Origin of the sequence: Alkalihalobacillus alcalophilus ATCC 27647 = CGMCC 1.3604 (assembly GCF_000292245.2) — a bacterium.
Lineage (GTDB): Bacteria > Bacillota > Bacilli > Bacillales > Bacillaceae_D > Alkalihalobacillus > Alkalihalobacillus alcalophilus.
Genome location: NZ_ALPT02000024.1, coordinates 27,257 through 49,219 on the forward strand (window position 1 = coordinate 27,257; position 21,963 = coordinate 49,219).

Sequence of the window (21,963 nt, forward strand, 5' to 3'; positions counted from 1 at the left end):
TAAAAAATTATTATACAACAGAAAAATAATCCTTCTATTATAACAATCATCTGTTATAATATTCTTGTAATTAAGTATATTTAGTAGGGAGGTTACGTTTTACTAAAAGTACTTTAAGGATGGTTAGTTTGTTTTTTCCTTGTCGTTCTTTTATTTTTTCTTTATTACGCCACTAAAAGTAACCGCTTACAAATGGAGGATGATGTTAACATGATCACTTTTTTTAGTGCTATTATTCTTTTAATTATTGCCTATTTTACTTACGGAAAATTTGTTGAAAAACAATTCAGGCCAACTGATGATCGTTCAACCCCGGCATATGCCAATAATGATGGTATCGATTATGTTCCTATGCATAAACAAAAAAATGCCCTTATTCAATTATTAAATATTGCTGGTACTGGACCAATTTTTGGGCCAATCATGGGGGCATTGTTTGGACCAGTAGCTTTTATTTGGATCGTTGTTGGTGCTATATTTGCCGGTGCAGTCCATGATTATTTAACAGGGATGATTTCTATACGAAATCGTGGTGCTCACATTCCTGAGCTAGCAGGAAGATTTTTAGGGAAATTTTCACGTCATGTCGTCAATTTCTTTGCGTTACTACTCCTTGTTTTAGTTGGAACCGTATTCATTACAACCCCTGCATCATTACTTAGTATCGTTACAAATGGCACTGTTGCCGTATGGATTTTCGCTGCATTAATTATCTTGTATTATTTCTTATCAACGATTTTACCAATTGATAAAATTATCGGGCGCGTCTATCCATTCTTTGGAGCTATCTTATTATTTGGAACTATAGGTGTTGGAATTGCACTCCTTTTTTCAGGAGCAAAAATTCCTGAATTAACTATTGAAAATTTACATCCAGATAATTTACCTATTTTCCCAATTTTATTCTTTACCATAACTTGTGGAGCTTTATCGGGTTTCCATGCCACACAATCACCTATTATTTCTAGAACAGTAAAGAAAGAATCAGAAGGACGTTATATTTTTTATGGAATGATGATTGCTGAGGCAATTATTGCGATGATTTGGGCTGCCGCTGCAATGAGTTTATTTCACGGTGAGGCTCTAAACGAGTTAATTGCAGCTGGAACTCCATCTGCCGTCGTAAATGAAGTCTCGATTACGTTACTTGGTGCCATTGCAGGAACCATTGCTGTATTAGGGGTTATTGTTTTACCAATTACTTCAGGTGATACAGCCTTCCGTGCTGCTCGTTCAATCATTGCTGATTATTTGAATATTAATCAGAAAAAAACAAGAAATCGTTTAATGATTGCCCTTCCATTATTCGCCATTGCTTATGGACTCATGCAGATCGACTTTAACATTCTTTGGCGCTACTTTTCGTGGGCAAACCAAGCGACTGCCGTCATTGCTCTATGGATAGCAACAATGTATTTATTTGTAAAAGGAAGACAATATATTATTTCATTAATACCAGCCTTATTTATGACCTATATGGTTCTCGTCTATATTCTAAACGCACAAATCGGTTTTAATATTGACTTAAATATTTCCTTTATCGTAGGAATCGTGTTAACAATCTTCTTTGCTATTTGGTTCTTCTGGAAAGCTAATAAAAATAAAAAAGCCGGCTTGCAAGTTGATTTAGAAGTTGATGAAACTGAAGTAAAAACCAAGTTAAGTTAAAAGCTAACGATACCCCACTCCCATCAATAGAGTGGGGTTATTTAATGTAATCTTAGCTAGTGGAGTGTCAGCCAAACTCTTTTGGGTGCCATTCCTCTCCTTTTTTACACACCTTCCCTGACCAACCACATCCAACTCTTTACCCAAAACTAAAAACACACCAAAAACCCCAGCACTTTACTGCTGAGGTTCGCTTTTTATCTTTTTATTCATAACGCAACGCATCAACTGGTTGCAGTTTTGAAGCTTTAAGTGATGGTAGTATTCCAAAAAGGATTCCGACAATCATTGAGAAAACTAACCCTCCAATAATCGCAGGGACGGAAATCATAAATGGCAACATCGTAAACGTCGAAATCAGTTTGGCAATCCCGATTCCAAGGCCGATTCCAAAGATCCCACCGATACTCGTTAACACAGTTGCCTCGGTTAAAAATTGGAATAAAATCATATGGCGTTTGGCACCAAGAGCTTTTTTAATACCGATTTCACGGGTACGTTCTGTTACGGAAACGAGCATTATATTCATAACCCCGATCCCACCAACTAGAAGGGAAATACTTGCAATCCCGGCTAAGAGAAACGCAAATGTTCGCGTATATGCTGCCATTTCTTCCATAATTCTCTCTAAATTCATGACTGTATAAGATGCTAATTCAGCGTCAACTGGATGTAAATCTGCATTTAATAAGTCAGCAGCCATCATCCCTGCTGTTTGAATCGAATCAGAATTGATCGCTTGAACCGCAATTTGAGTTGGGGCATCATATCCGCCAACAAGTGGCCAAATTTGTTTCGGTACATATACCTTTGGAGGATACCAGTAATAATAAGAATATTCATCATTGACGTCTTCAGCTCGATCGGTAAAAACGCCAATTACGCGAAACGGACTGCCCGCTAAATCAATAAAGCTTCCTGGGATAAAGCCTTCTGGAAACAGCTCATCCCTTGCTTCTTCATTAATCATCACGTATTGATATTTCCCGTTAAATTCCTCATCCGTAAACTCTCTTCCTTCAACTACTGTGATAGGAAAAAGCTCAAGATACGTTTGATCAACACCATACATTTCAGGCCATGAGGAATTCGCTAAATGAAACGCTTCGCCGCTCCAAGATTGATGGTAAGTGGAAACCACATTAACTAACGGATCACTTTGAATCATTTCTAACGTTTCTTCACTGATCGGAGGGGCTGAAATAAAGGACATATCACTCCCCCAATAATCATCCTCACCATATTGATTGTTCTCTTCATATACGACATTAATTGTATTGTTTCCCATTCCGACTAAGTCACTTTTTAACGCTTCACTTTGGCCTTCAATTATCGAGACAATCGCAATGACGGCAGCGATCCCGATAATCACCCCTAGCATCGTTAATAAAGAACGCAACTTATGGGCAAAAATCGATTGAAAAGAGAGCTTAATATTTTCAAACATTACACTCTCACCCCATCTTTCCCTTCAACCTCTTCTCGCTCTTGTCCGAGAAGTTCACCATCACGAATATAGACGATCCGATCCGCTTTTTCAGCAACTTCCTTATCATGGGTAATCATAATAATCGTGACACCTTCTTCATTTAACTCTGCAAACAATTTTAAAATTTGTTCACCCGTTTTTGTATCAAGGGCACCTGTTGGTTCATCCGCTAAAATAAAGCGGGGTTCATTTACTAACGCACGGGCGATGGCGACACGCTGTTTTTGCCCACCAGAAAGTCGAGTCGGTGAAAAACCAACACGGTCCGCCAATCCGACCTTCCCTAGTACATCTAACGCCCGCTTTCTTCTTTCCTTTTTCTTAACACCAGCATACACAAGCGGGAGTTCAACATTTTGCAGAGCCGTTAAACGAGGCAATAAGTGAAAGGTTTGAAAAACAAAGCCAATTTCCTCATTCCGAATTGTGGCTAGCTTCCCTTCACGACCAGCGATCATATCCATCTCATCTAACTGATAACTGCCTTTAGTCGGTTTATCTAAACAGCCTAAAATATTCATTAATGTCGATTTTCCCGAACCAGAAGGCCCCATAATCGCTAAAAATTCACCTTCTTTTATTTGTAAATCTATGTTACGTAAAATCGGTACTTCCTCTTTGCCGATTTTGTATGATTTATTAATATTCTTCAAACTGATCATACATTTGGACCTCGCTTCCTTCTTCTACATTCGAAAATGGTTCAACAAGGAAGTCCTCCAATGAGACACCACTTAGTATTTCAACTAAGCCCATATCAAAGTTCTCTTCACCTAACTCAACGACTTGTTTATAAGCTAAGTTATTTTCATCGACTTTCCAAACATAAGGCTCTTCTTCCTCACGAACAACGAACCAATCATAAATTTGAACGCCATCAGATGAAACAGCTTCTTGCTCCGTATACGGCTCCATATTAACATGAAAACCAATTTCTAACCCTTCATGCTCTTCAATTTGAACCGTAAATGGATAATTCGATGATTGTGGATTAGAGCCATAATACATATCCATCATTTGATCATCCTCATCAAACCCAACTGGCAGCTTGCCCACATCTGTAATCGTTCCAAACCACTCTTGTCCATCATATACTTTTTTCATAATACGGACTTGGCTACCAACCTCTAACGTATCCAGTAAAAATTCATTGACCTGACTTTTAATAAAATAAGATCCCGTAGAGACAATTTGAATTAATGGTCCTTGTGTTTGTTCGTTTGTGGCCCCTTCTGCGATATCTTGATTAATCGTTTGGACAATTCCATCCTGTTTTGCAACAACAACATTGGCATTTTCTTCATCATCTTTTTCCAAAGCCGCAATTTGTTTTTGAGTTTGGCCAGCCTCTAAATTACTAACACGTAAATCAAAATTAATTTGTTCTAGCTCTTCTTCAAACATTTCCTTCTCTTCTTTTGTTTCAGCCTCTTTTATTTGTTTCTCTAATCTTTCTTTTTGTTTTGTCGTCCGGTTAATTTGCATATAGGACATTTCAAGTGACATTTTTAATTGATCTAGTTCTAAAGAGTAATCCTCTAGTGGTTCATATTCAAATAAAGGTGTACCTTCTTCAACTGTGTCACCTTCAGCCACAAAAAGCTCAAGAATTTTCCCGCGCTCAGGCTCATAATAAACACGTTCTGATTTTTCAGGCTCAACCTTTCCTGAATACGTATAGGGCGAGTATATTTCCATTCCGAACATCATGTCAGAAACAGCCATGGCATATGGCTCCATCTCCCCCCACTCCTCATATTCCCCCCCAGCATTGACGGAATTATTTAAAGCCATATATGCTCCAAATCCAACTCCACCTAAAGCTAGTACTCCTGCAACCGACAAAGTAACAATTAACCCAACCTTTTTCTTTGACATATCCTGACCCCTTTTGTTTTTCTACTTTTTTCTAATTATAGAAATATTATGTATTATACCTTCTAAATAAGCAATCTATTTTTTCCGGAAAAATAGATTCATATAAAAGACGAATCTTGACCATAAAAAGTTTCATCATTTTAAACATTTTTTTAATTTTCTGTTCGTACACTTTGTAGCTGCTTATATTAATTTCTTAATAGAATAATTTCAGGACGATTGAATAACCGCTGTGGAATAATGCTATTACCTAACCCACGATGAACGATCATTTTAGAACTTTTACCTGTGTACATCCCTTTTACATATTCAGGGAATAACCCTTGATTAGGAGCAATAAGACCACCGTTATTTGGTAATCCAATTTGTCCTCCGTGAGCATGTCCTGATAAAATTAAGTCAACATCATATTCTTGATAAAGAGCAAAAAACTCAGGACGATGAGCTAATAAAATCGTATAATTCTCCGCTTCAATTAATTCATTTTCGAATATAACACTCAAATGTTGTTCGGTTGTAATTTCTTCTGATTGGTTAGATTGGATAGCCGGATCATCAATTCCAACTATATTTAGTTGTCCTTTTTTCAGATGCACAGTCTTATAATCATTCCGCATAACTTCAACACCGATTTGTTCCAGATTCATCTCAAGCTGTCCGAAATCACCTGACCACCACTCATGGTTACCCGTCACAAAATATACTGGTGCAAGCTCAACTAGCCCTTCCATCAGATGAAGAGGTGCTTCTGATTCTGCTTTTTTCGCATCGATTAAATCGCCCGTAACAACTATCAAATCCGGCTGTAGCTCTTCTACTCTATTTAAAAGTTTACGTTGCTTGGAACCGAAACTCTTGCTATGTAAGTCGGATAAATGAACAATCTTCAATTCACCAAAATGAGATTGGTCCAAACCTTCCAGTTCAAATTCGGTCACAACAAGACGATTATTTTGGTCAGATAAAAAGAGAGGCACTCCGATAATGGCCATTAACAGTGCAATTAAAAGTTTTTTCGTTTAAACATAGTGTAAACCCCTGACTATTAACTTTTGAAAAATCAAACTACAAATTCCATCACATATCCGACATCCTATCTGATATATTGACAAACTTTTCCTCCCTTTAATTCGCCATAACTATTTCATTTCCTTCTCCACAGGCTGTTCATTCTAATTAAATAACTGCCTTTATGAAACAAAATGATCTAACTTCATTTAACTCTCACAACACTAACCAATACCAAGTGGTCCACATATATAAATAACAAATGCCTCTGAGGGATTCCTCAGAGGCATTTGTCTACGGCTAATGAATGCCAATATATATGTTTTTCTATTCTTTCAAACTAGTTAAAACTTGTTCAAACGCTTGCTTGTCAAAGCCTTCTGCAAATGAATGATTCAGACGCATTGCTTTTCCAAAGTGATATTGTTTGGCCCCTATCCTTTGATGTAATTCTTGAATATTAGCTGATGAAAGACCTGATCCAGGCATAATCGCTGGTCCATCCGTTGTAAATGACTGATTCACCAATGCTCGTAGTTGTGATTTACCTTCTTCACAATTAATTTTTCCACCAGAGGTTAAGATTCGTTTCACTTGTTTTGAATAATTGGCTAATGCTTCATAGGCCGTTTGCTGATTATCGACTTCATCAAAAGCTCGATGAAAGGTAATATCTAAATCAGAAGATAACGCAATAATTTCTTCTAAAAACTCAGTATCAATCGTTTTATCGTCCTTTAATGCCCCAAAGACGATTCTCTTTCCACCTAGGTTAAGCAATGCTTGAATATCTTCTAATATAATTTTTCGATCGGTTTTTGAATAGTTAAAGTGATAAGCGTGTGGACGAATCATCACTTGAACAGGAATGGTTACAGAGCTAAGAACTCGTTTTATCGACCCGTAGCTAGGTGTCAGTCCACCTTCTGATATCGCTGAAACAAGCTCTAGCCTTGTCGCCCCAAACTGCTCAGCCTGCATTGCCTCTTGATCATTTTGTACAATCACTTCTATTTGCATCAAAGTTCACCTAACTTTAATTATTATCTTTTGAAATATAACTAACTCAACTTTCGCAGCGTATAATTGACCCTTAACCGTTGATAGAGATTGACTTTAGGGCGATACAAGACTCAAATGGACTTTACATGAACGGTTTAATCGTTGACAGTCTGAACACATCTCTTCGTAGGCTGTTGAAGGAAATTGTTCACTAAAATGAAGCACTTCGGCTGTCGCTACCAAAACCATACTCCGCGTCCTGCGGGAACCTGGCGAGCCTCCTCGGCAAGCCTTGCGGGGTCTCGCTCCACGGTTTATTCCCGCGGGAGTCTCCGTATGGTTTTGTCCGCTAAGTGTCGTGGAGATGCTTGATGATATGGCCATTCTCAATCAGCTATTTTTAACGCAGAAGGACCTTCTTCTTCACTTTGTTGGTTATGGAACTAAATAGGTAGTTGCCACTTGTTTTTTTATTCAATGAGAAAACCGAACCTAGATTCGATTCCATTATCTAGCGGACAAACAGACACGGAGACTCCCGCAGGAATAAACCGTCTAATGAGACCCCGCAAGCGTGCTGAGGAGGCTCATGAGGTTCCTGCAGGACGCGGAGTGTCTGTTTGGGAGCGACCGCCGAAGCACATTGTACATTGTATATTTTTTCTTAATGCACAGTTTATTCGTTTGGTTTGATAGTGCGTTCTCGCTTTTCAATAAGAAATAAACAAAGACCATTTTTCTGAAAGTGCCATTTCTATGATTCTTTTACGACCATTCCAAAAGCTTTCACAAACCCTATCGCCTGTTCTGGTGAAATGATACAACCAGCTAGCTGCTCACTAGAAACTGAAATTCGTTCAAATTCACAAGTACTAATGTCGATCCCGTTTAAACGAACCTCATAAAACGATGCCTCATTTAATTTACTTTTGACAAATTCAACGGCTTCAAATTTTGCCTCAAAAAAATTCGCATGTTCAAGTACCGATTCTTCAAAAAGAACTTGTTTAAAGTTGGCATGATTAAATTCGACATATGGAGCTAACGTATGATTCATACTCACATGACGAAAATGGGCTTCTGATAAATGGCAGCCGGTCATTTTGCAATGAATAAACTCGACACGATGAAAAACGGCTTGATTTAATTCCGCATTAGAAAAGTCGCAATGATCAAAAATGACATCGGCACATTCTAATAACTCAAAAAAGCTCCCAACAAACGAAACATTTTTAAAAACGCTCTGGTCAAAAAAGACTTTTTCATACTCTTGGACATGAATGACTTGATTTTCAATTAATCCATTCTGAATATACTTTTCCTCTTCCAACTGTTCGCTTAAGTTAAGCTCACTCAATACTTTTGGTAGCTTTGGCTTTTGCCGTTTTGTTTTTTTCACCTAGTCACCTTCCAACACGATTATTTCTTATTACTATATTTTATGAGCGTTTTATACCCTAATCTAGTTAGTTTAAATTGTTCATCTACAAAACTTGAACTTTCCATAAATGTCTTTAAATCTTGTGATAAATTCGGTTTGATCATACTCAATTGCTCATTTAACTCTTGAATAGAAGAAGCCTCAAAGTTTTCTGAATCAAGGGCAGCCGCCAATTCCTTCATTGGATCCTCTTTGACAAAAATATTTTTTGTCTCTAAAAAGGCTTGCTGAATTTTATTTTTAGCATTGGTTAATTCAGTCAAGATATTCGCCTTTTCTACTTCCTTTTCTTTGAACCTAGTACGATATTGCTGCTTCTCTCGCTCATTTAAGTCCGCCTTCTTCAATAAATCTTCCATTAATAACGTCTGATCAAGGTCTATTTTTTCTAACTCTTTTTCTTTTTCCTCTACCCCTGCCTCAAAGATCATCGTTGGTGCCTCTAATTCATTCACTTTTATTTGTGGCTTATACTCTTTTGGTTTTTGTAATTCTTCAGACTGTCCACTTTTTAAAAGGAATAACTCCTTTTGGAGAGCATGCAACTTTTGGAAAACGATAAAAGCAAAAGCAATTAAAAAAAGTAAAACAACTGCCCGATAAACAACTTCATAAAAAACGGCTACATAAAGGACAGCAAGACAAATAAGCCAGCCGAGAATACAAATACCCCATTCTTTTGCTGTTGTTGGTTTTATTAATAATTGTGATAATGGCTTTAAATTAGTTCCTTGTCGTTCCATCATATTTCTCCTCTTAAATAAAATACTCCATCTTTCATTTTAGATGGAGCCTAAACTTAAGATAACTATAGCACAAATTAATTATCAAATATGCTCAAAATTATCAATAACTTAGGGGAAATTATGGGACATTCTAAGACTTGGTCCTAATTCAAAGATTCAGCGACAGAACACAGTATAACCGAATACTTGTTATATCTTCTCTATTAATAATTATGCTTTTAATTGATAGTGCAACTCATCCAAATGAAGTTCTTTTAAAATGGCTAACTCTTTCTCTCGCATTTCTACATAAGAAGATAACTGTCTTAATCTCTCATCAATATAAGCAGGATGACACATCACCTCTAACGAAAAATCCTTGAATAAATCAGGTAAATCTTTAAAGAAATTTGGATTCACTCCCTCCGCATAAAACTGATCCGTAAAAAAATCGGTCCTTTTTGGTATAGCTAAATCCTTAATCACGCCCACATTTCGAAAAGGTAGCTGATACTTATCAGATAAGTGTTGCACAACCGGTATTAATTTTTCCCAGCCATGAATATGGTGATGACTATCCAAATGATGAGGCGGCTTTTCAAATAACGTACAAAAGGTTTCAATTTGAGCTGACCATTCTTTTTCTATTTCAAAAAGCTCAACCTCAGCAGGCTGCTCTAAATAGCGACTTGTTAATTTAAAATCCCCATTTGAATCAACTAAACTAGTTCCCGTATTTAATAATGGCTTTCCAGATGTGAGCGTTAAATGAACTCCTATTTTTAAAGCTCGATTTTCTTTGCTTTTACATAAGGCATGCTCTAAAGCACATCCGTTCATCATTAAAGAAGTAGAACGAACAATCCCATTTTGAAAAGCATCGATTATCCCAAGATTGACAGCTTCTGATAGACCAAAATCATCAGCATTCACTATTAACTCTACCATCTATACCTCCATACTCCTCATTAATAAGAGCGTTCTATGATAAAATTAGCTTTATCTCCTCTAAAATAGGCTTTGGAATATTCTATAATTTGACCACCCTCTAAAAAGGCTTCTGTCTCAATCATAAAACAAGGGGAACCTTCCTCAATCTCTAACATTTGAGCAATAAAAGAATCGGCTAACATAATCTCAATTTGCTCAACCGTCTTTTTAATTTTTAATTCATATTGATTACGTAACAAGGAATAAAGGGAGTCCTCACACGCATCTCGATCTAACCCTGGCGTTTGGTTCCAAGGTAAATAAGCCACCTCATATTGAATCGGTGTTTCATCCGCATAACGAATTCTCTCAAGCTTATTGACAGGTGAGCCATTATCAATTCGTAAAGAATGGCTTATGAATTCATCGCTAGGGACAACGAGTAAATTAATCACTTTAATCGCTGGATTTTTACCTTGCGACTGCAGCTGTGTATTAAAATTTTCAACGGTTGCACTCAGCGATTGCTTCACTTTATTATCGGCAACATATGTCCCACTCCCTTGAATTTTATACACATAGCCTTCTACATGTAATTGATTAAGAGCCGTCCTAACCGTTGTTCTACTAACATCAAAAAGCTCACAAAAATCAGCCTCGGTCGGCAGCTTTGTATTGATTCGATATTCACCACTTTTAATTGCTTGTTTAATTTCATCCTTAACACGAATATGTAAAGCTTTTCCTTCATATTTATCGTTTTTCAAGCACTTTTTCCTCCTTTTTCATACATCTATTCTTCCTTTTATTGTAACATATTTCCTATAAGTTAGAACAATTTAAAATATTTCCTATTTAATGAATGTAATTAATTGTCACAACAAATTCCAAACCCTTTTTTCATTACGTATATATATTTACAAAGATTGTAGCAGACAGTTGTAAAGCTTGCTATCATATACATAGTAGACTGATAGTCAGGTTTAAAAGATAGAATCACATTTATTACTTGTCATCCAAAGTCCATTCCTCTTTTGCAAGAATTTTTATATTATTACTATAATGCAGACTACCCAGTTAAAGTGGCGATTATGGACACTTACGCCTTCAGTATGATGGACGGGCAAAAACTAGTAGAACAAGTGTTAGAGACAAACTAATATTTTTTCAATTAAGAACTCTCATTTTACTCACAATGGGAGTTTTTTATTTCTTATTGGAAGCTTTTGTACCCTTGATATGTGACCGAATCCCTTGCTTATTTTACACATTTCACGTCGTAACCCATGATTTACCAAGGAGTTTCGAATTGATTGAGTTCCAAAGTTCGCGTCATATATATGCTTCTACTCTGATAACCTAGTCCTAAAAGAGATATTCCAAATCATACTTATTACATAATTTGGTCATACTATGAACTCTCTCGCACTTGCAACGGAAGATGTCTATACCTCTAACCCTAACCAGCCTAAAAACATCGATTTTACATAGATTCGACAATATTGGTCTATACAACTAAACCGTAAATTGTTATACTACTCTTATAAGTTAAGTGGAAAGGGGTTCGGCATATGACATATTCGTATACCTTAACAGGGGCTAAAATGATTACGGAAGAAGGACTTTTTCATAATGGTTCATTAACGGTAACTGATCGTAAAATTACAGCAATTTCAACCGAAGGCTCTTCTAAATTATCCGATCAAATGAAAGAAATTAATCTTCCAGCTAACGCAACTGTTTTACCAGGATTTATTGATCTGCACATCCACGGAGCAAACGGTTCAGATACTATGGATGCTACACCTATCGATTTACAAAAAATCGCTCATACTATTACTAAAGAAGGTACAACTAGTTTTTTGGCAACAACGATTACACAAGATCCAACAAATATAAAAAAGGCATTACAAAATGTCGCAGCAACCGTCCAAACCGAATCAAACATGGATGGGGCTAAAGTTGTTGGCATCCATTTAGAAGGTCCATTCATTTCAGCACCACGGGCAGGAGCTCAACCGCTTCAACATATCCAAAAACCAACGATTAGCCAATTTCAAGAATGGTTAGAGGATTCCAAGCAACTTATCAAACTCGTTACTTATGCACCAGAAGAAGAGGGCGGAATTGATTTTACCTCTTATCTGCATGATAAAGGAATTGTCGCATCAATCGGTCATTCAGATGCTACTTTCACCCAAGTAAAAGAAGCGATTGATGCAGGGGCCACTCATGTCACTCACCTTTACAATGGAATGAGAGGATTTCATCACCGCGAACCTGGTGTAGCAGGTACAGCGTTATCGAGTCCCGAATTATTTGTAGAGTTAATTGTTGATGGCATTCATGTTCATCCTGATATTGTGAAAGCAACTTATTATACAAAATCGGCTGATAAAATCATTTTGATTACAGACTCTATTCGGGCCAAATGGCTAGAAGAAGGCATATACGATCTCGGCGGGCAACAAGTTCGTTACGCTGATGGAAAAGCTTTACTTGAAAATGGCTCACTTGCGGGTAGTGTTTTGAAAATGAATGATGCCGTTAAAAATATGATTCAATTCTCTGGCTGTACGTTAGAGGAAGCGTCAATTATGGCCAGTCAAAACCCAGCCAAACAAATCGGAATTTTTGACCACAAAGGCAGTATTGCCCTTGGCAAAGATGCTGACTTAACTGTTTTAGATGAAAACTACGAAGTTCTATTAACAATTTGTGAAGGTAAAATCGTCTATGATAAAAGAGGTGTTATGAATGAAAATCGTTGAGACTACTAATTATCAAGAAATGAGCGAGAAAGCTGCGAGTTTCCTTATAAATCTAGTGAAAGAAAAACCAAATGCCACACTTGGTATGGCTACAGGTGGAACACCAGAAGGAATGTATCAACTTCTTATAGAAGACTACAAGCAAAATGGGACTTCGTATAAAGAAGTTACAACCTTTAATTTAGATGAATATATTGGCCTTCCAAAAGAAGATAAAAATAGTTATAACTCTTACATGCATCAAGCACTGTTTAACTTTATTAACATTCCTGAGTCACAAATTCATCTTCCAAACGGAATGAATGCGGATGCTACTAAAGAATGTGAGGAATATGAAAAGCAAATTAGCCGTAACGGAGGAATTGACATTCAAATTCTCGGAATCGGTGAAAATGGTCATATTGGTTTTAATGAACCTGGCACTTCCTTTGATTCCAAAACACATGTTATCACTTTAACGGAATCAACTCGAATCGCTAATTCGAGATATTTCAATAGTCTTGATGAAGTACCGACTAAGGCTGTGACAATGGGAATTTCAACCATTATGCAAGCAAAAAAAATCATTTTACTCGCATCTGGAGAAAAAAAGGCGGATGCCCTTTATCAATTATTGCATAATGAAGTGGACGAAAGTTTCCCTGCTTCTATTTTACAAAAACATCCTAACGTAACGATTATCGCTGATCGAGATGCTTTAAAAAATATTTCCGTAACATCAGCTTAAAGGAGCGATTTATTTGTTTCAACAATATTTAAAAACGATTCATCACCTTTTAGAAAAAATCGAACAAGAAGAGAGCAATGTTATTTCTGAAGTCTCCAAACGAATCGCTCATTCTTTAACAAACGATGGGATTATTTATGTTTTCGGCTGTGGTCATTCCCATATGCTCGGTGAAGAGGTTTTCTATCGTGCTGGCGGCCTCGTTCCAATTAATCCTATTTTAATTGAAGATTTGATGCTACATCGAGGAGCTTCGCGTTCATCTGAACTAGAGAAACACCCGACATTTGCTAAGAGCTTTTTATCTGAAATTAACCTTTCTAAAAATGACTTATTAATTGTCGCCTCGACATCTGGTCGAAACCCTGTCCCAATCGATGTTGCGCTTTATGGAAAAGAACAAGGCACACATGTGGTAGGAATCACTTCCCTTCATTACAAAGGTAACCAAGATTCACGCCACGCGTCTGGTCTTCATTTATCAGAAGCAGTCGATACGGTTATCAACAACCATATCGAAGTTGGCGATGCCCTTATTTCATTTGCTGATGAAAACATTCAAGTTGGACCCGGTTCATCAATAACAGGTATGGCGATTATGAATAGTTTGGTCGTGGAAACAACAAACATTCTCATCGAAAACGGCCAGACCCCACCCGTCTTTAAAAGCGGAAATGTCGATGGTGGAACTGAGCATAATCAAACCTTATTAAATAAGTACAAACCCCTTATTGATAAATTATAGAATTCGTCTATCGAAAAGAAAAAAAGCTGCTCTGACACACGAATGATTCATTCCGTGCCAGAGCAGCTTTTCTTTTTAAGTCCGGTTAATATTAATCATAAATTTATAACGGTCGCCCCTATAGCTTGACTTGACGATTTCAAGTGGCGTTCCATCCGTTAAATAAGTTTTCCGCTCGATAAGTAAAATCGGGCTTTGTTTTTCAATTTCTAATAGCTCCGCTTCTGTTTTATTCGCTGTAGCTGATTCAATAATTTGGGTTGCATTTCCAATCCGTAAATGGAGCTTATTTTCAATATAATTGTAAAGTGAATTGATCACAATCTCTTCGGTTAAACCTAAAACAAGATTAGCTGGAATAATATTTGTCTCTATCGCAATTGGAACATCGTCTCCAAGTCGAATTCGTTTAATCTCGTATACGGGAGTGTGCTCTTTAATTTTAAGTTCTGTAGCAATCCCCTGACTTGCCGGTACAATTTTAAAATCGATAAGATGACTGCTTGGCTCTAACCCGCGTGTTTTCATATCTTCCGTAAAGCTAGTTAACCCATGTAATGCTTGTTCAATTTTTTGTTCTTGAACAAATGTGCCACTGCCTTTCTTCTTATAAATTAAACCTAAAGCGACCAAGTTATTGATCGCTTGCCTTACAGTCATCCGACTCACCTGGTAATACTCAGCATATTCACGTTCAGACCGTAACATATCCCCAGGCTCTAATATTCCACTAACAATTTGTTGCTTTATCTGCTCTTCAATCTGATAATATATCGGCAATGGCGAAGACTTATCTATCAAAAAAACGAACTCCTTTCAATTATTAAACTGGTATATACCATTATACTATAAAACGCACTAGTGCCGTCAACAAATGACTTGAACTTCTGATTACAAAAGGCTATACAAGAAAAAAAGCCTCCTAATTGAGAGACTTCTCGTTTGTTAACTAGCTGATAATTTTAATTTTTGGGTGACAATGTCTGGCTTTTCCGGTTTACTAAATAAAAAACCTTGCACCCAATCACACCCTTCACCTCTTAACCAATCTACTTGCTCTTGCTCCTCTACCCCTTCCATTAGAACTCTTAAATTCATATTATGGCCGAGTTGGATCATTGAGCGAACAATCGCTTCTTGAGATTTATTCCCTAATAAATTTTGTAAAAAAGAACGATCAATTTTAAGCATTTCTAATGGGAGCTCATTTAAATGTTGGAAGGACGAATAACCAGTCCCAAAATCATCGAGTGCGATTTTTACTCCCATCTTCTTGAGTGTAGTAAACCTTTCAATTGTCGCTTCTGTATAGGCAATTGATGATGACTCTGTTATTTCTAATTCTAAATAATTCGGATCAATACCTGTCTCGTTAATAATCCGCTCCACTTCACTAACAAATGATTCCTGGGTAAATTGGATAGGTGAAATATTAACCGCCATTAAGACGGGATGGAATTTCATTTTATTCCATTCTACCCACTGTAGACAAGCTTCTTTTAGCACCCAATCACCTAAATCAGAGATTAAACCAACTTCTTCAACAATTGGGATAAATTCTGCTGGTGAGACGTTGCCAAATTCACAACTTTTCCATCTTAACAAAGCCTCCGTACCTGTTATTTTTTCCGTATTTAAGTCTATTTTTGTTTGGTACACGAGATAAAATTCATTAGCTTCAAGAGCCGAATGCAAAAGCTCTTCCATTAAAAGCCTACGACGTACCTTCTTTTCGATCCCTGAATTAAAAACCAAGATTTGATTCTTTCCAGCTTTTTTTGCATCATACATTGCACAATCAGCAACCCGAATTAGTTCATCCGCAGACGTCACATCATCAGGAAAAAAGCTGATTCCACCACTTAAGGTCACTCTGACTCTTTGATTAGCCACCACAAAAGGAACCTTTACTTGCTGAATACACTCAGAAGCTATCTGTTCAATCTCTTTAACTCGTTCATCAAAAACAATGATGACAAACTCATCACCGCCTATTCGACCTACAATGTCCCCTTCTGTTACTACCTTCTTAAACCGCTCAGAAAGCTGAATTAACAATTGATCCCCTGCCAGGTGACCTAGTGAATCATTCGTGAATTTTAACCGTTCAATATCTAAAAAAAGACATGCTGTTTTTCGATTATGGCGGATCGCTTCATTAATTTTTTTATCAATAAAATGGCGGTTCGGCAATTTGGTCAAATTATCATGAAAAGCCATATAACGTATTTCCGACTCAATTTTTTTAGTAACCGTCACATCTCGAAATAGCCATAAATAAGACTGCTTCTTATCATTTTCAAGAATCTGTTTTGAAACTTCAAAGCTCTTTTCTTTTTCATGAATTGATTTTAAATTAAACTCAAATGGAGGTTTTACTTTAATTTGATTAAATTCCGGTCCTAACTCTTTCAAATCAGAAATGGCAGGTAGTCCGACCTCTTTTAAAATATTTCGAAATGCCGTATTTGACTCAACTAATTTGCCTCTTTCAGTTGTAATAACAATTCCGTGCTCAAATGAATTCAATAATTGTCCATGCAAATATTCCATTTGCTTTTTTGCTCTTGGAACAAAGAAAAACTTTAGAGACAGTGTCAAAAGGAGAACCATAATCGCACAAATAATTACCGTTAATTGAACTGGTTCTAAAAAAATAGAATAGCTCATCCATAAAGTATTATCTAAAGGGAACAAATAGGACATCCATACAATATAGATATTATGATTGTCAAATATATGTTCAAAGTACTCCATACCATCACCTATTCGTCAATTTTCATAAAAATTCTACTTTACTTTTAAGATACCATAATAGGACTTTATCCACACTATATTTTTACTATTTTTTCGTATTATAGTTGAATAAAGTTCCAGAATAATTATATAAAAGCTCTTAAGACCATTCCGAATATAAAACCCTTACTATTATAGCCTTCAATCCATATTAATAGATTCTAAAAAAAGACTAATATTGGCTAAACTGCTTGAATACATTCCTCTATTGTGATAATTCTCTAAGTGTAACTAGTAAATTATCCCAGTTACAAAAGGTAGAGAATCTTCTTAGACTTATAGAGCCTTGTCTATCCACGATAACTAAATTAATTATGCCCAAGCAGGTTTGAGTTGTAGAAAAAAAAGACACTTTGGAGCAGTTCTCCAAAAGTGTCTTTTTCCTTTATACTTGATTAGTAATAGCTTCTTCAGCTCTTTTTTGGGCAATTTTATCTAACCTTGCTTGCACTTCGTCTTCGCTTAAATTATGCTCTGAGATGTAACGATTTCTTGGATGCTCGCGACATTCATCTGAACAACCACGCATATAAAAATGCTCATTTTCTTCCGAGATTAAGATTTGTTTATTACACTCAGGGTTTGCACAATTAACATAACGTTCACAAGGCGTTCCATCAAAATGGTCTTTTCCTACAATCACATGCTCAACCTGGTTAACAGGAACACTAATACGTTGGTCAAATACATATAATTGTCCATCCCATAACTTCCCTTTTACTTCTGGATCTTTACCATAAGTCACAATACCACCATGCAACTGACTTACATCTTCAAATCCTACTTTACGTAACCAACCAGAAAACTTTTCACAACGTACACCGCCCGTACAATATGTCAAAATTTTCTTTCCTTCAAATTGCTCCTTATTCTCTTGAATCCAGTCTGGAAGTTCTTTAAATGTACGAATTTCAGGACGTACGGCTCCACGGAAGTGACCTAAATCATATTCATAGTCATTACGTGCATCAATCACAACCGTATCCTCTTCTTGCATGGCATCATAAAATTCAGTTGGACTTAAATACTTACCTGTTAATTTTAACGGATCCACGTCGTCTTCTAAACGAAGCGTTACTAATTCTGGACGATAACGAACATGCATTTTCTTAAAGGCATGTTCTTCTTCTTCATCCACTTTAAACACAATTCCACTGAAACGTGGATCATTTTCTAAGTACGCTTTATAAGCATCTGTTTGCTCAACCGTACCAGATACCGTTCCATTTATCCCCTCATCCGCTACTAGAACACGCCCTTTTAATCCTAAGTCTTTACAAAATTTCAAGTGCTCTGCAGCATATTGTTCTGCATTTTCGATATTTGTATAAAAATAATACAATAATACACGAATCGGTTTGTCACTCATTGCTTTTCCTCCTACTGAAAATCATCATGTTATTTTCTCTGCCTTTTTTTCTACTTCTCTTTGCACTATGACGTACAAATAAGGCGCCAATAGAAGCACCTTGCCAAAAAATTTAAGCCAACATCGCATCCAAGCGCAGATTGGTGCTCTGTTTTTGTATAAAATATACCTATCTATTTAAACAAACTTTGTCTAAAAAATCAACTTGAGTCCTCATCAAATTGATTTCCAATTTTTCGCTAACATACGTTTACTTTTTATTAAAAAAGATCATATGCCTTATACGCTTCCTTACGACTTGGCCCTCCCATCCAATATGGACAAGCTTAAATAACTTTACTGCTAATGTTATACACAGAAAAAGCGATGAATCATTCTACTTAATTCATCGCTTTCTCTTTTATATATTTTGTTTTGCCTTCCCCAACACTCCCCCTCACTAATGCCCTTCTATTTAACCTTTAGCTATTCTGCATTTCAGTCTTCCCTATCACCTTAACGATTTTATTAACAGAACTAAATAATGCTTTGACAGAAGATGTCATGATATCTGGGTCAATCCCACAGCCCCAATACACTTGATTGTCTTTGGCTGTGACGCCAACATAGGATACCGCTCGAGATTCTGATCCTGATTCTAGTGCATGTTCTTTATAGATTAAATTTGTATATTCGATGCCTAAATGGGCTTGTAAAGCTTGGCTAATCGCATCAAGACGGCCATTCCCGGTTGCTTCTAATACTCGGTCAACACCATTTTCCCGCACATGGACAATCGTTTTATAGTCATCGAAATTCATAAACTTATAACCAAGAAATTCAATTGGGCTTGAGATATTAACATAATTTTCAGTAAAAATATCATGAATTTGGGCTGGCTGTAATTCTTGGTGATTTTTATCTGAAACATCTTTTACCGCATATCCAAAGCTCTCACGCATTTCGAGTGGTAACTCTAATCCATAATGTTGTTTCAGAATATAACCAATTCCACCTTTTCCCGACTGACTGTTTATTCGGATAATGTCCCCTTCATATTCTCGTCCAATATCCTTTGGATCGATTAATAAATATGGGACACTCCATTTTGATTCTGGTTTCTCTTCTTTATAGTTCATTCCTTTTGCTATCGCATCCTGGTGTGATCCTGAAAAAGCGGTAAAAACAAGCTCCCCTCCGTATGGATGTCTTTGCGAAACTTGCATTCTCGTTAAGCGTTCATATATCTTTTTAATTTCAGGAAGTTTCTCAAAGTTAAGCTTTGGATCTATACCGTGTGAGTACATGTTAAGGGCCAGTGTAACAATATCAACATTCCCTGTTCTCTCGCCATTACCAAACAAAGTCCCTTCCACTCTCTTTGCTCCAGCAAGCATCCCTAACTCTGCATCGGCAACACCTGTGCCACGATCATTGTGAGGATGCAATGATACGATGACATTATCACTATAGTGAAGATGATCGATCATATATTCAATTTGACTCGCGTACACATGGGGCATCGACATTGAAACAGTTGCTGGAAGATTAATGATTACTTTATTATTTTCAGACGGTTGCCACACATCAAGGACTCGATTGCAAATTTCTAAAGCAAACTCCATCTCCGTTCCCGTGAAACTTTCAGGTGAATATTGAAATTGGAAATTTCCCTCTGTTTTCTCTGCATATTTTTGGACCAGCTTTGCACCAGATACAGCGATTTTAATAATTTCTTCCTCTGTTTTTCTAAACACCTGCTCCCTTTGTGCAACAGATGTAGAATTATATAAATGAACCACCGCTTTTTTCGCTCCACGTAAAGCTTCAAATGTTTTTTCAATAATATGATCACGTGATTGAGTCAACACCTGAATCGTGACATCATCTGGAATTAAGTTTTGTTCAATTAACGCTCTTAAAAAAGCGTATTCCGTTTCAGATGCCGCTGGGAATCCAACCTCAATTTCTTTAAAACCAACATCTACAAGAAGCTGGAAGTATTCTAATTTTTCTTCAAGACTCATCGGAATGATCAATGCCTGATTCCCATCACGTAAGTCGACACTACACCAAGTAGGTGGTGCATCAATATACTCTTTTTCCATCCATTTTGTACTTTTGACAGGAGGAGTAAAATATCCCCTTTCGTATTTACTCACATTCTTCATGTTCAAACACTCCCTTAAAAATTTTTATATTTTTTAAAATTAAAAAGCCTTCCGTCTCTACATAAAGAGACGAAAGACTTTGACATCCTACGCGGTACCACTCTCATTCACACAAATAACGTGTGCACTTGGTTAGATAAAGGGAGCTCTCCCCTTACCTCCTATATTAACGGTTAGGTTCCGTCTTCACTTACTCATTGTTCAGTGAAGCTACTTCAAGGCGAGTTCAGAATTAATGACGACTGTTTTGCACCAACCAACAGCTCTCTTGACGTTTATAATCCTTACTATTCCTCTTCCATGTATTTATGAAATATTTTGAATAGTGTACTATAGATTTTCAGAAGATTCAATACCGAATGGAGAAGTTTTCAAAAATTCTAATAATATTTTTCTATTATATTATTTTAAAAAACTTTTTAGACCATTATTTTATCGACATCATATTAGTTACTCAACTTTCGCATCGAGAAAATCCGTTTAACGAGTTGGCAGAGCGAAAGGGAAGCTCTTAAACAAATGCCCTTGACACGTTTGAAAAGCGAGAACGCACTATCACACCAAACGGATAAACTGTGCATTAAGAAAATTTTATAGACCCTCCGGCTGTCGCTCCCAAAACCATACTCCGCGTCCTGCGGGAACCTGGCGAGCCTCCTCGGCAAGCCTTGCGGGGTCTCGCTCCACGGTTTATTCCCGCGGGAGTCTCCGTATCGTTTTGTCCGCTAAGTGTGGTGGAGAGGTTTGATGATATCGCCATTCTCAATTAGCTATTTCTAACGCAGGAGGACCTTCTTCTTCACTTTGTTAGTTATGAAAAGGCAGGATTCCAATCGAAACAAGCTCGCTAGTCTAGCTAACGTACAGAGCATCAACACGGATTTGTTTACAACTGTAACGGAATGAGTCATGGAAGGAGAAAAATCATTCTCAAGCTACTGTATTTTGAAGTATTGTCTGTTTTTTTATTCCATGAGAAAACCGAACCTAGATTCGATTCCATTATCTAGCGGACAAACAGACACGGAGACTCCCGCAGGAATAAACCGTCCAATGAGACCCCGCAAGCGTGAAACGCTGAGGAGGCTCATGAGGTTCTCGGCAAGGAGCGGAGTGTCTGTTTGGGAGCGACCGCCGGAGGGCCTATTATTTATTTCTTGATGCACAGATAACGTGAGATTGGTTTGTTCGTTTATGAACATAACGTATTTAAGCAAAGGGTTGACTGTTTACATTTTTTTTCAATAGGAAGGAAGAGTTAATC

17 protein-coding genes and 1 other annotated feature are annotated in these 21,963 nt (G+C 37.0%); of the genes, 4 read left to right on the plus strand and 13 right to left on the minus strand.

Annotation, left to right across the window (positions count from 1 at the left end; translation table 11 throughout):
• Positions 1-210 precede the first annotated feature (210 nt).
• On the plus strand, positions 211-1,668 hold the full coding sequence (locus tag BALCAV_RS08400) for a carbon starvation CstA family protein (RefSeq protein ID WP_004426876.1): 1,458 nt from the start codon (positions 211-213) through the stop codon (positions 1,666-1,668).
• Positions 1,669-1,873: 205 nt separating this feature from the next.
• Here BALCAV_RS08400 and BALCAV_RS08405 read toward each other — a convergent pair whose 3' ends face one another.
• From BALCAV_RS08405 to BALCAV_RS08450, 9 genes are all read right to left on the minus strand, one after another.
• Positions 1,874-3,115 carry an ABC transporter permease gene (locus tag BALCAV_RS08405; RefSeq protein ID WP_004426875.1) on the minus strand — a complete coding sequence of 414 codons (1,242 nt, stop codon included), beginning with the start codon at positions 3,113-3,115 and terminating at the stop codon, positions 1,874-1,876.
• Positions 3,115-3,819, minus strand: a complete 705-nt coding sequence (locus BALCAV_RS08410) for an ABC transporter ATP-binding protein (RefSeq protein ID WP_004426873.1) — start codon at positions 3,817-3,819, stop codon at positions 3,115-3,117. Before BALCAV_RS08410 ends, BALCAV_RS08405 begins: the two co-directional genes overlap by 1 nt.
• Positions 3,797-5,035 (minus strand): efflux RND transporter periplasmic adaptor subunit, encoded by a 1,239-nt coding sequence (locus BALCAV_RS08415; protein ID WP_004426871.1) that lies wholly within the window; start codon positions 5,033-5,035, stop codon positions 3,797-3,799. The genes BALCAV_RS08410 and BALCAV_RS08415 overlap by 23 nt, the downstream gene beginning before the upstream one ends.
• Before the next feature lie 188 nt (positions 5,036-5,223).
• Positions 5,224-6,027 (minus strand): metallophosphoesterase, encoded by an 804-nt coding sequence (locus tag BALCAV_RS08420; protein WP_040323809.1) that lies wholly within the window; start codon positions 6,025-6,027, stop codon positions 5,224-5,226.
• Positions 6,028-6,370: 343 nt separating this feature from the next.
• Positions 6,371-7,063: a copper homeostasis protein CutC gene (locus BALCAV_RS08425; RefSeq protein WP_004426868.1), complete on the minus strand. Its 693-nt coding sequence runs from the start codon at positions 7,061-7,063 to the stop codon at positions 6,371-6,373.
• Between the two features lie 736 nt (positions 7,064-7,799).
• Complete coding sequence (locus BALCAV_RS08435; RefSeq protein ID WP_003322192.1) at positions 7,800-8,444, minus strand: pentapeptide repeat-containing protein; 645 nt, start codon at positions 8,442-8,444, stop codon at positions 7,800-7,802.
• Positions 8,445-8,464: 20 nt separating this feature from the next.
• Positions 8,465-9,232, minus strand: a complete 768-nt coding sequence (locus BALCAV_RS08440; RefSeq protein ID WP_136446024.1) for a hypothetical protein — start codon at positions 9,230-9,232, stop codon at positions 8,465-8,467.
• 210 nt (positions 9,233-9,442) lie between these two features.
• Entirely contained in the window at positions 9,443-10,159 is a 717-nt protein-coding gene (gene chbG / locus BALCAV_RS08445) for a chitin disaccharide deacetylase (RefSeq protein ID WP_003322197.1), read from the minus strand.
• A gap of 20 nt (positions 10,160-10,179) precedes the next feature.
• On the minus strand, positions 10,180-10,908 hold the full coding sequence (locus tag BALCAV_RS08450) for a GntR family transcriptional regulator (RefSeq protein ID WP_003322199.1): 729 nt from the start codon (positions 10,906-10,908) through the stop codon (positions 10,180-10,182).
• 804 nt (positions 10,909-11,712) lie between these two features.
• On the opposite strand from BALCAV_RS08450, the gene nagA reads away from it, so the two are divergent.
• The 3 genes from nagA to BALCAV_RS08465 are packed head-to-tail and all read left to right on the plus strand — an operon-like array spanning position 11,713 to position 14,384.
• Positions 11,713-12,912, plus strand: coding sequence for an N-acetylglucosamine-6-phosphate deacetylase (gene nagA / locus BALCAV_RS08455; protein ID WP_003322200.1), 1,200 nt, complete (start codon positions 11,713-11,715; stop codon positions 12,910-12,912).
• On the plus strand, positions 12,899-13,639 hold the full coding sequence (nagB, locus tag BALCAV_RS08460; protein WP_003322201.1) for a glucosamine-6-phosphate deaminase: 741 nt from the start codon (positions 12,899-12,901) through the stop codon (positions 13,637-13,639). Before nagA ends, nagB begins: the two co-directional genes overlap by 14 nt.
• Positions 13,640-13,652: 13 nt before the next feature.
• The gene (locus BALCAV_RS08465) at positions 13,653-14,384 is read left to right on the plus strand and encodes a sugar isomerase domain-containing protein (RefSeq protein ID WP_003322202.1); all 732 of its coding nucleotides are present in this window, start codon (positions 13,653-13,655) and stop codon (positions 14,382-14,384) included.
• A gap of 75 nt (positions 14,385-14,459) precedes the next feature.
• On the opposite strand, the gene BALCAV_RS08470 is transcribed toward BALCAV_RS08465, so the two are convergent.
• From BALCAV_RS08470 to BALCAV_RS08485, 4 genes are all read right to left on the minus strand, one after another.
• Complete coding sequence (locus BALCAV_RS08470) at positions 14,460-15,185, minus strand: GntR family transcriptional regulator (RefSeq protein ID WP_003322203.1); 726 nt, start codon at positions 15,183-15,185, stop codon at positions 14,460-14,462.
• Positions 15,186-15,329: 144 nt separating this feature from the next.
• Positions 15,330-17,141: a sensor domain-containing protein gene (locus BALCAV_RS08475; protein WP_003322204.1), complete on the minus strand. Its 1,812-nt coding sequence runs from the start codon at positions 17,139-17,141 to the stop codon at positions 15,330-15,332.
• A 424-nt stretch (positions 17,142-17,565) separates the two neighbouring features.
• Complete coding sequence (trhO, locus tag BALCAV_RS08480) at positions 17,566-18,549, minus strand: oxygen-dependent tRNA uridine(34) hydroxylase TrhO (RefSeq protein ID WP_003322205.1); 984 nt, start codon at positions 18,547-18,549, stop codon at positions 17,566-17,568.
• 461 nt (positions 18,550-19,010) lie between these two features.
• The gene (locus tag BALCAV_RS08485; protein ID WP_003322207.1) at positions 19,011-20,699 is read right to left on the minus strand and encodes a 2-isopropylmalate synthase; all 1,689 of its coding nucleotides are present in this window, start codon (positions 20,697-20,699) and stop codon (positions 19,011-19,013) included.
• A gap of 62 nt (positions 20,700-20,761) precedes the next feature.
• Positions 20,762-21,009 (minus strand) — a binding site (T-box leader).
• Positions 21,010-21,963 lie beyond the last annotated feature (954 nt).

What these genes read in the sequence shown, in the direction of transcription:
- BALCAV_RS08400 (WP_004426876.1), top strand. Translation starts at nt 211, where the DNA reads ATGATCACTTTTTTTAGTGCTATTATTCTTTTAATTATTGCCTATTTT.
- BALCAV_RS08405 (WP_004426875.1), bottom strand. Translation starts at nt 3,115, where the DNA reads ATGTTTGAAAATATTAAGCTCTCTTTTCAATCGATTTTTGCCCATAAG.
- BALCAV_RS08410 (WP_004426873.1), bottom strand. Translation starts at nt 3,819, where the DNA reads ATGATCAGTTTGAAGAATATTAATAAATCATACAAAATCGGCAAAGAG.
- BALCAV_RS08415 (WP_004426871.1), bottom strand. Translation starts at nt 5,035, where the DNA reads ATGTCAAAGAAAAAGGTTGGGTTAATTGTTACTTTGTCGGTTGCAGGA.
- BALCAV_RS08420 (WP_040323809.1), bottom strand. Translation starts at nt 6,027, where the DNA reads ATGGCCATTATCGGAGTGCCTCTCTTTTTATCTGACCAAAATAATCGT.
- BALCAV_RS08425 (WP_004426868.1), bottom strand. Translation starts at nt 7,063, where the DNA reads ATGCAAATAGAAGTGATTGTACAAAATGATCAAGAGGCAATGCAGGCT.
- BALCAV_RS08440 (WP_136446024.1), bottom strand. Translation starts at nt 9,232, where the DNA reads ATGATGGAACGACAAGGAACTAATTTAAAGCCATTATCACAATTATTA.
- chbG (WP_003322197.1), bottom strand. Translation starts at nt 10,159, where the DNA reads ATGGTAGAGTTAATAGTGAATGCTGATGATTTTGGTCTATCAGAAGCT.
- nagA (WP_003322200.1), top strand. Translation starts at nt 11,713, where the DNA reads ATGACATATTCGTATACCTTAACAGGGGCTAAAATGATTACGGAAGAA.
- nagB (WP_003322201.1), top strand. Translation starts at nt 12,899, where the DNA reads ATGAAAATCGTTGAGACTACTAATTATCAAGAAATGAGCGAGAAAGCT.
- BALCAV_RS08475 (WP_003322204.1), bottom strand. Translation starts at nt 17,141, where the DNA reads ATGGAGTACTTTGAACATATATTTGACAATCATAATATCTATATTGTA.
- trhO (WP_003322205.1), bottom strand. Translation starts at nt 18,549, where the DNA reads ATGAGTGACAAACCGATTCGTGTATTATTGTATTATTTTTATACAAAT.
- BALCAV_RS08485 (WP_003322207.1), bottom strand. Translation starts at nt 20,699, where the DNA reads ATGAAGAATGTGAGTAAATACGAAAGGGGATATTTTACTCCTCCTGTC.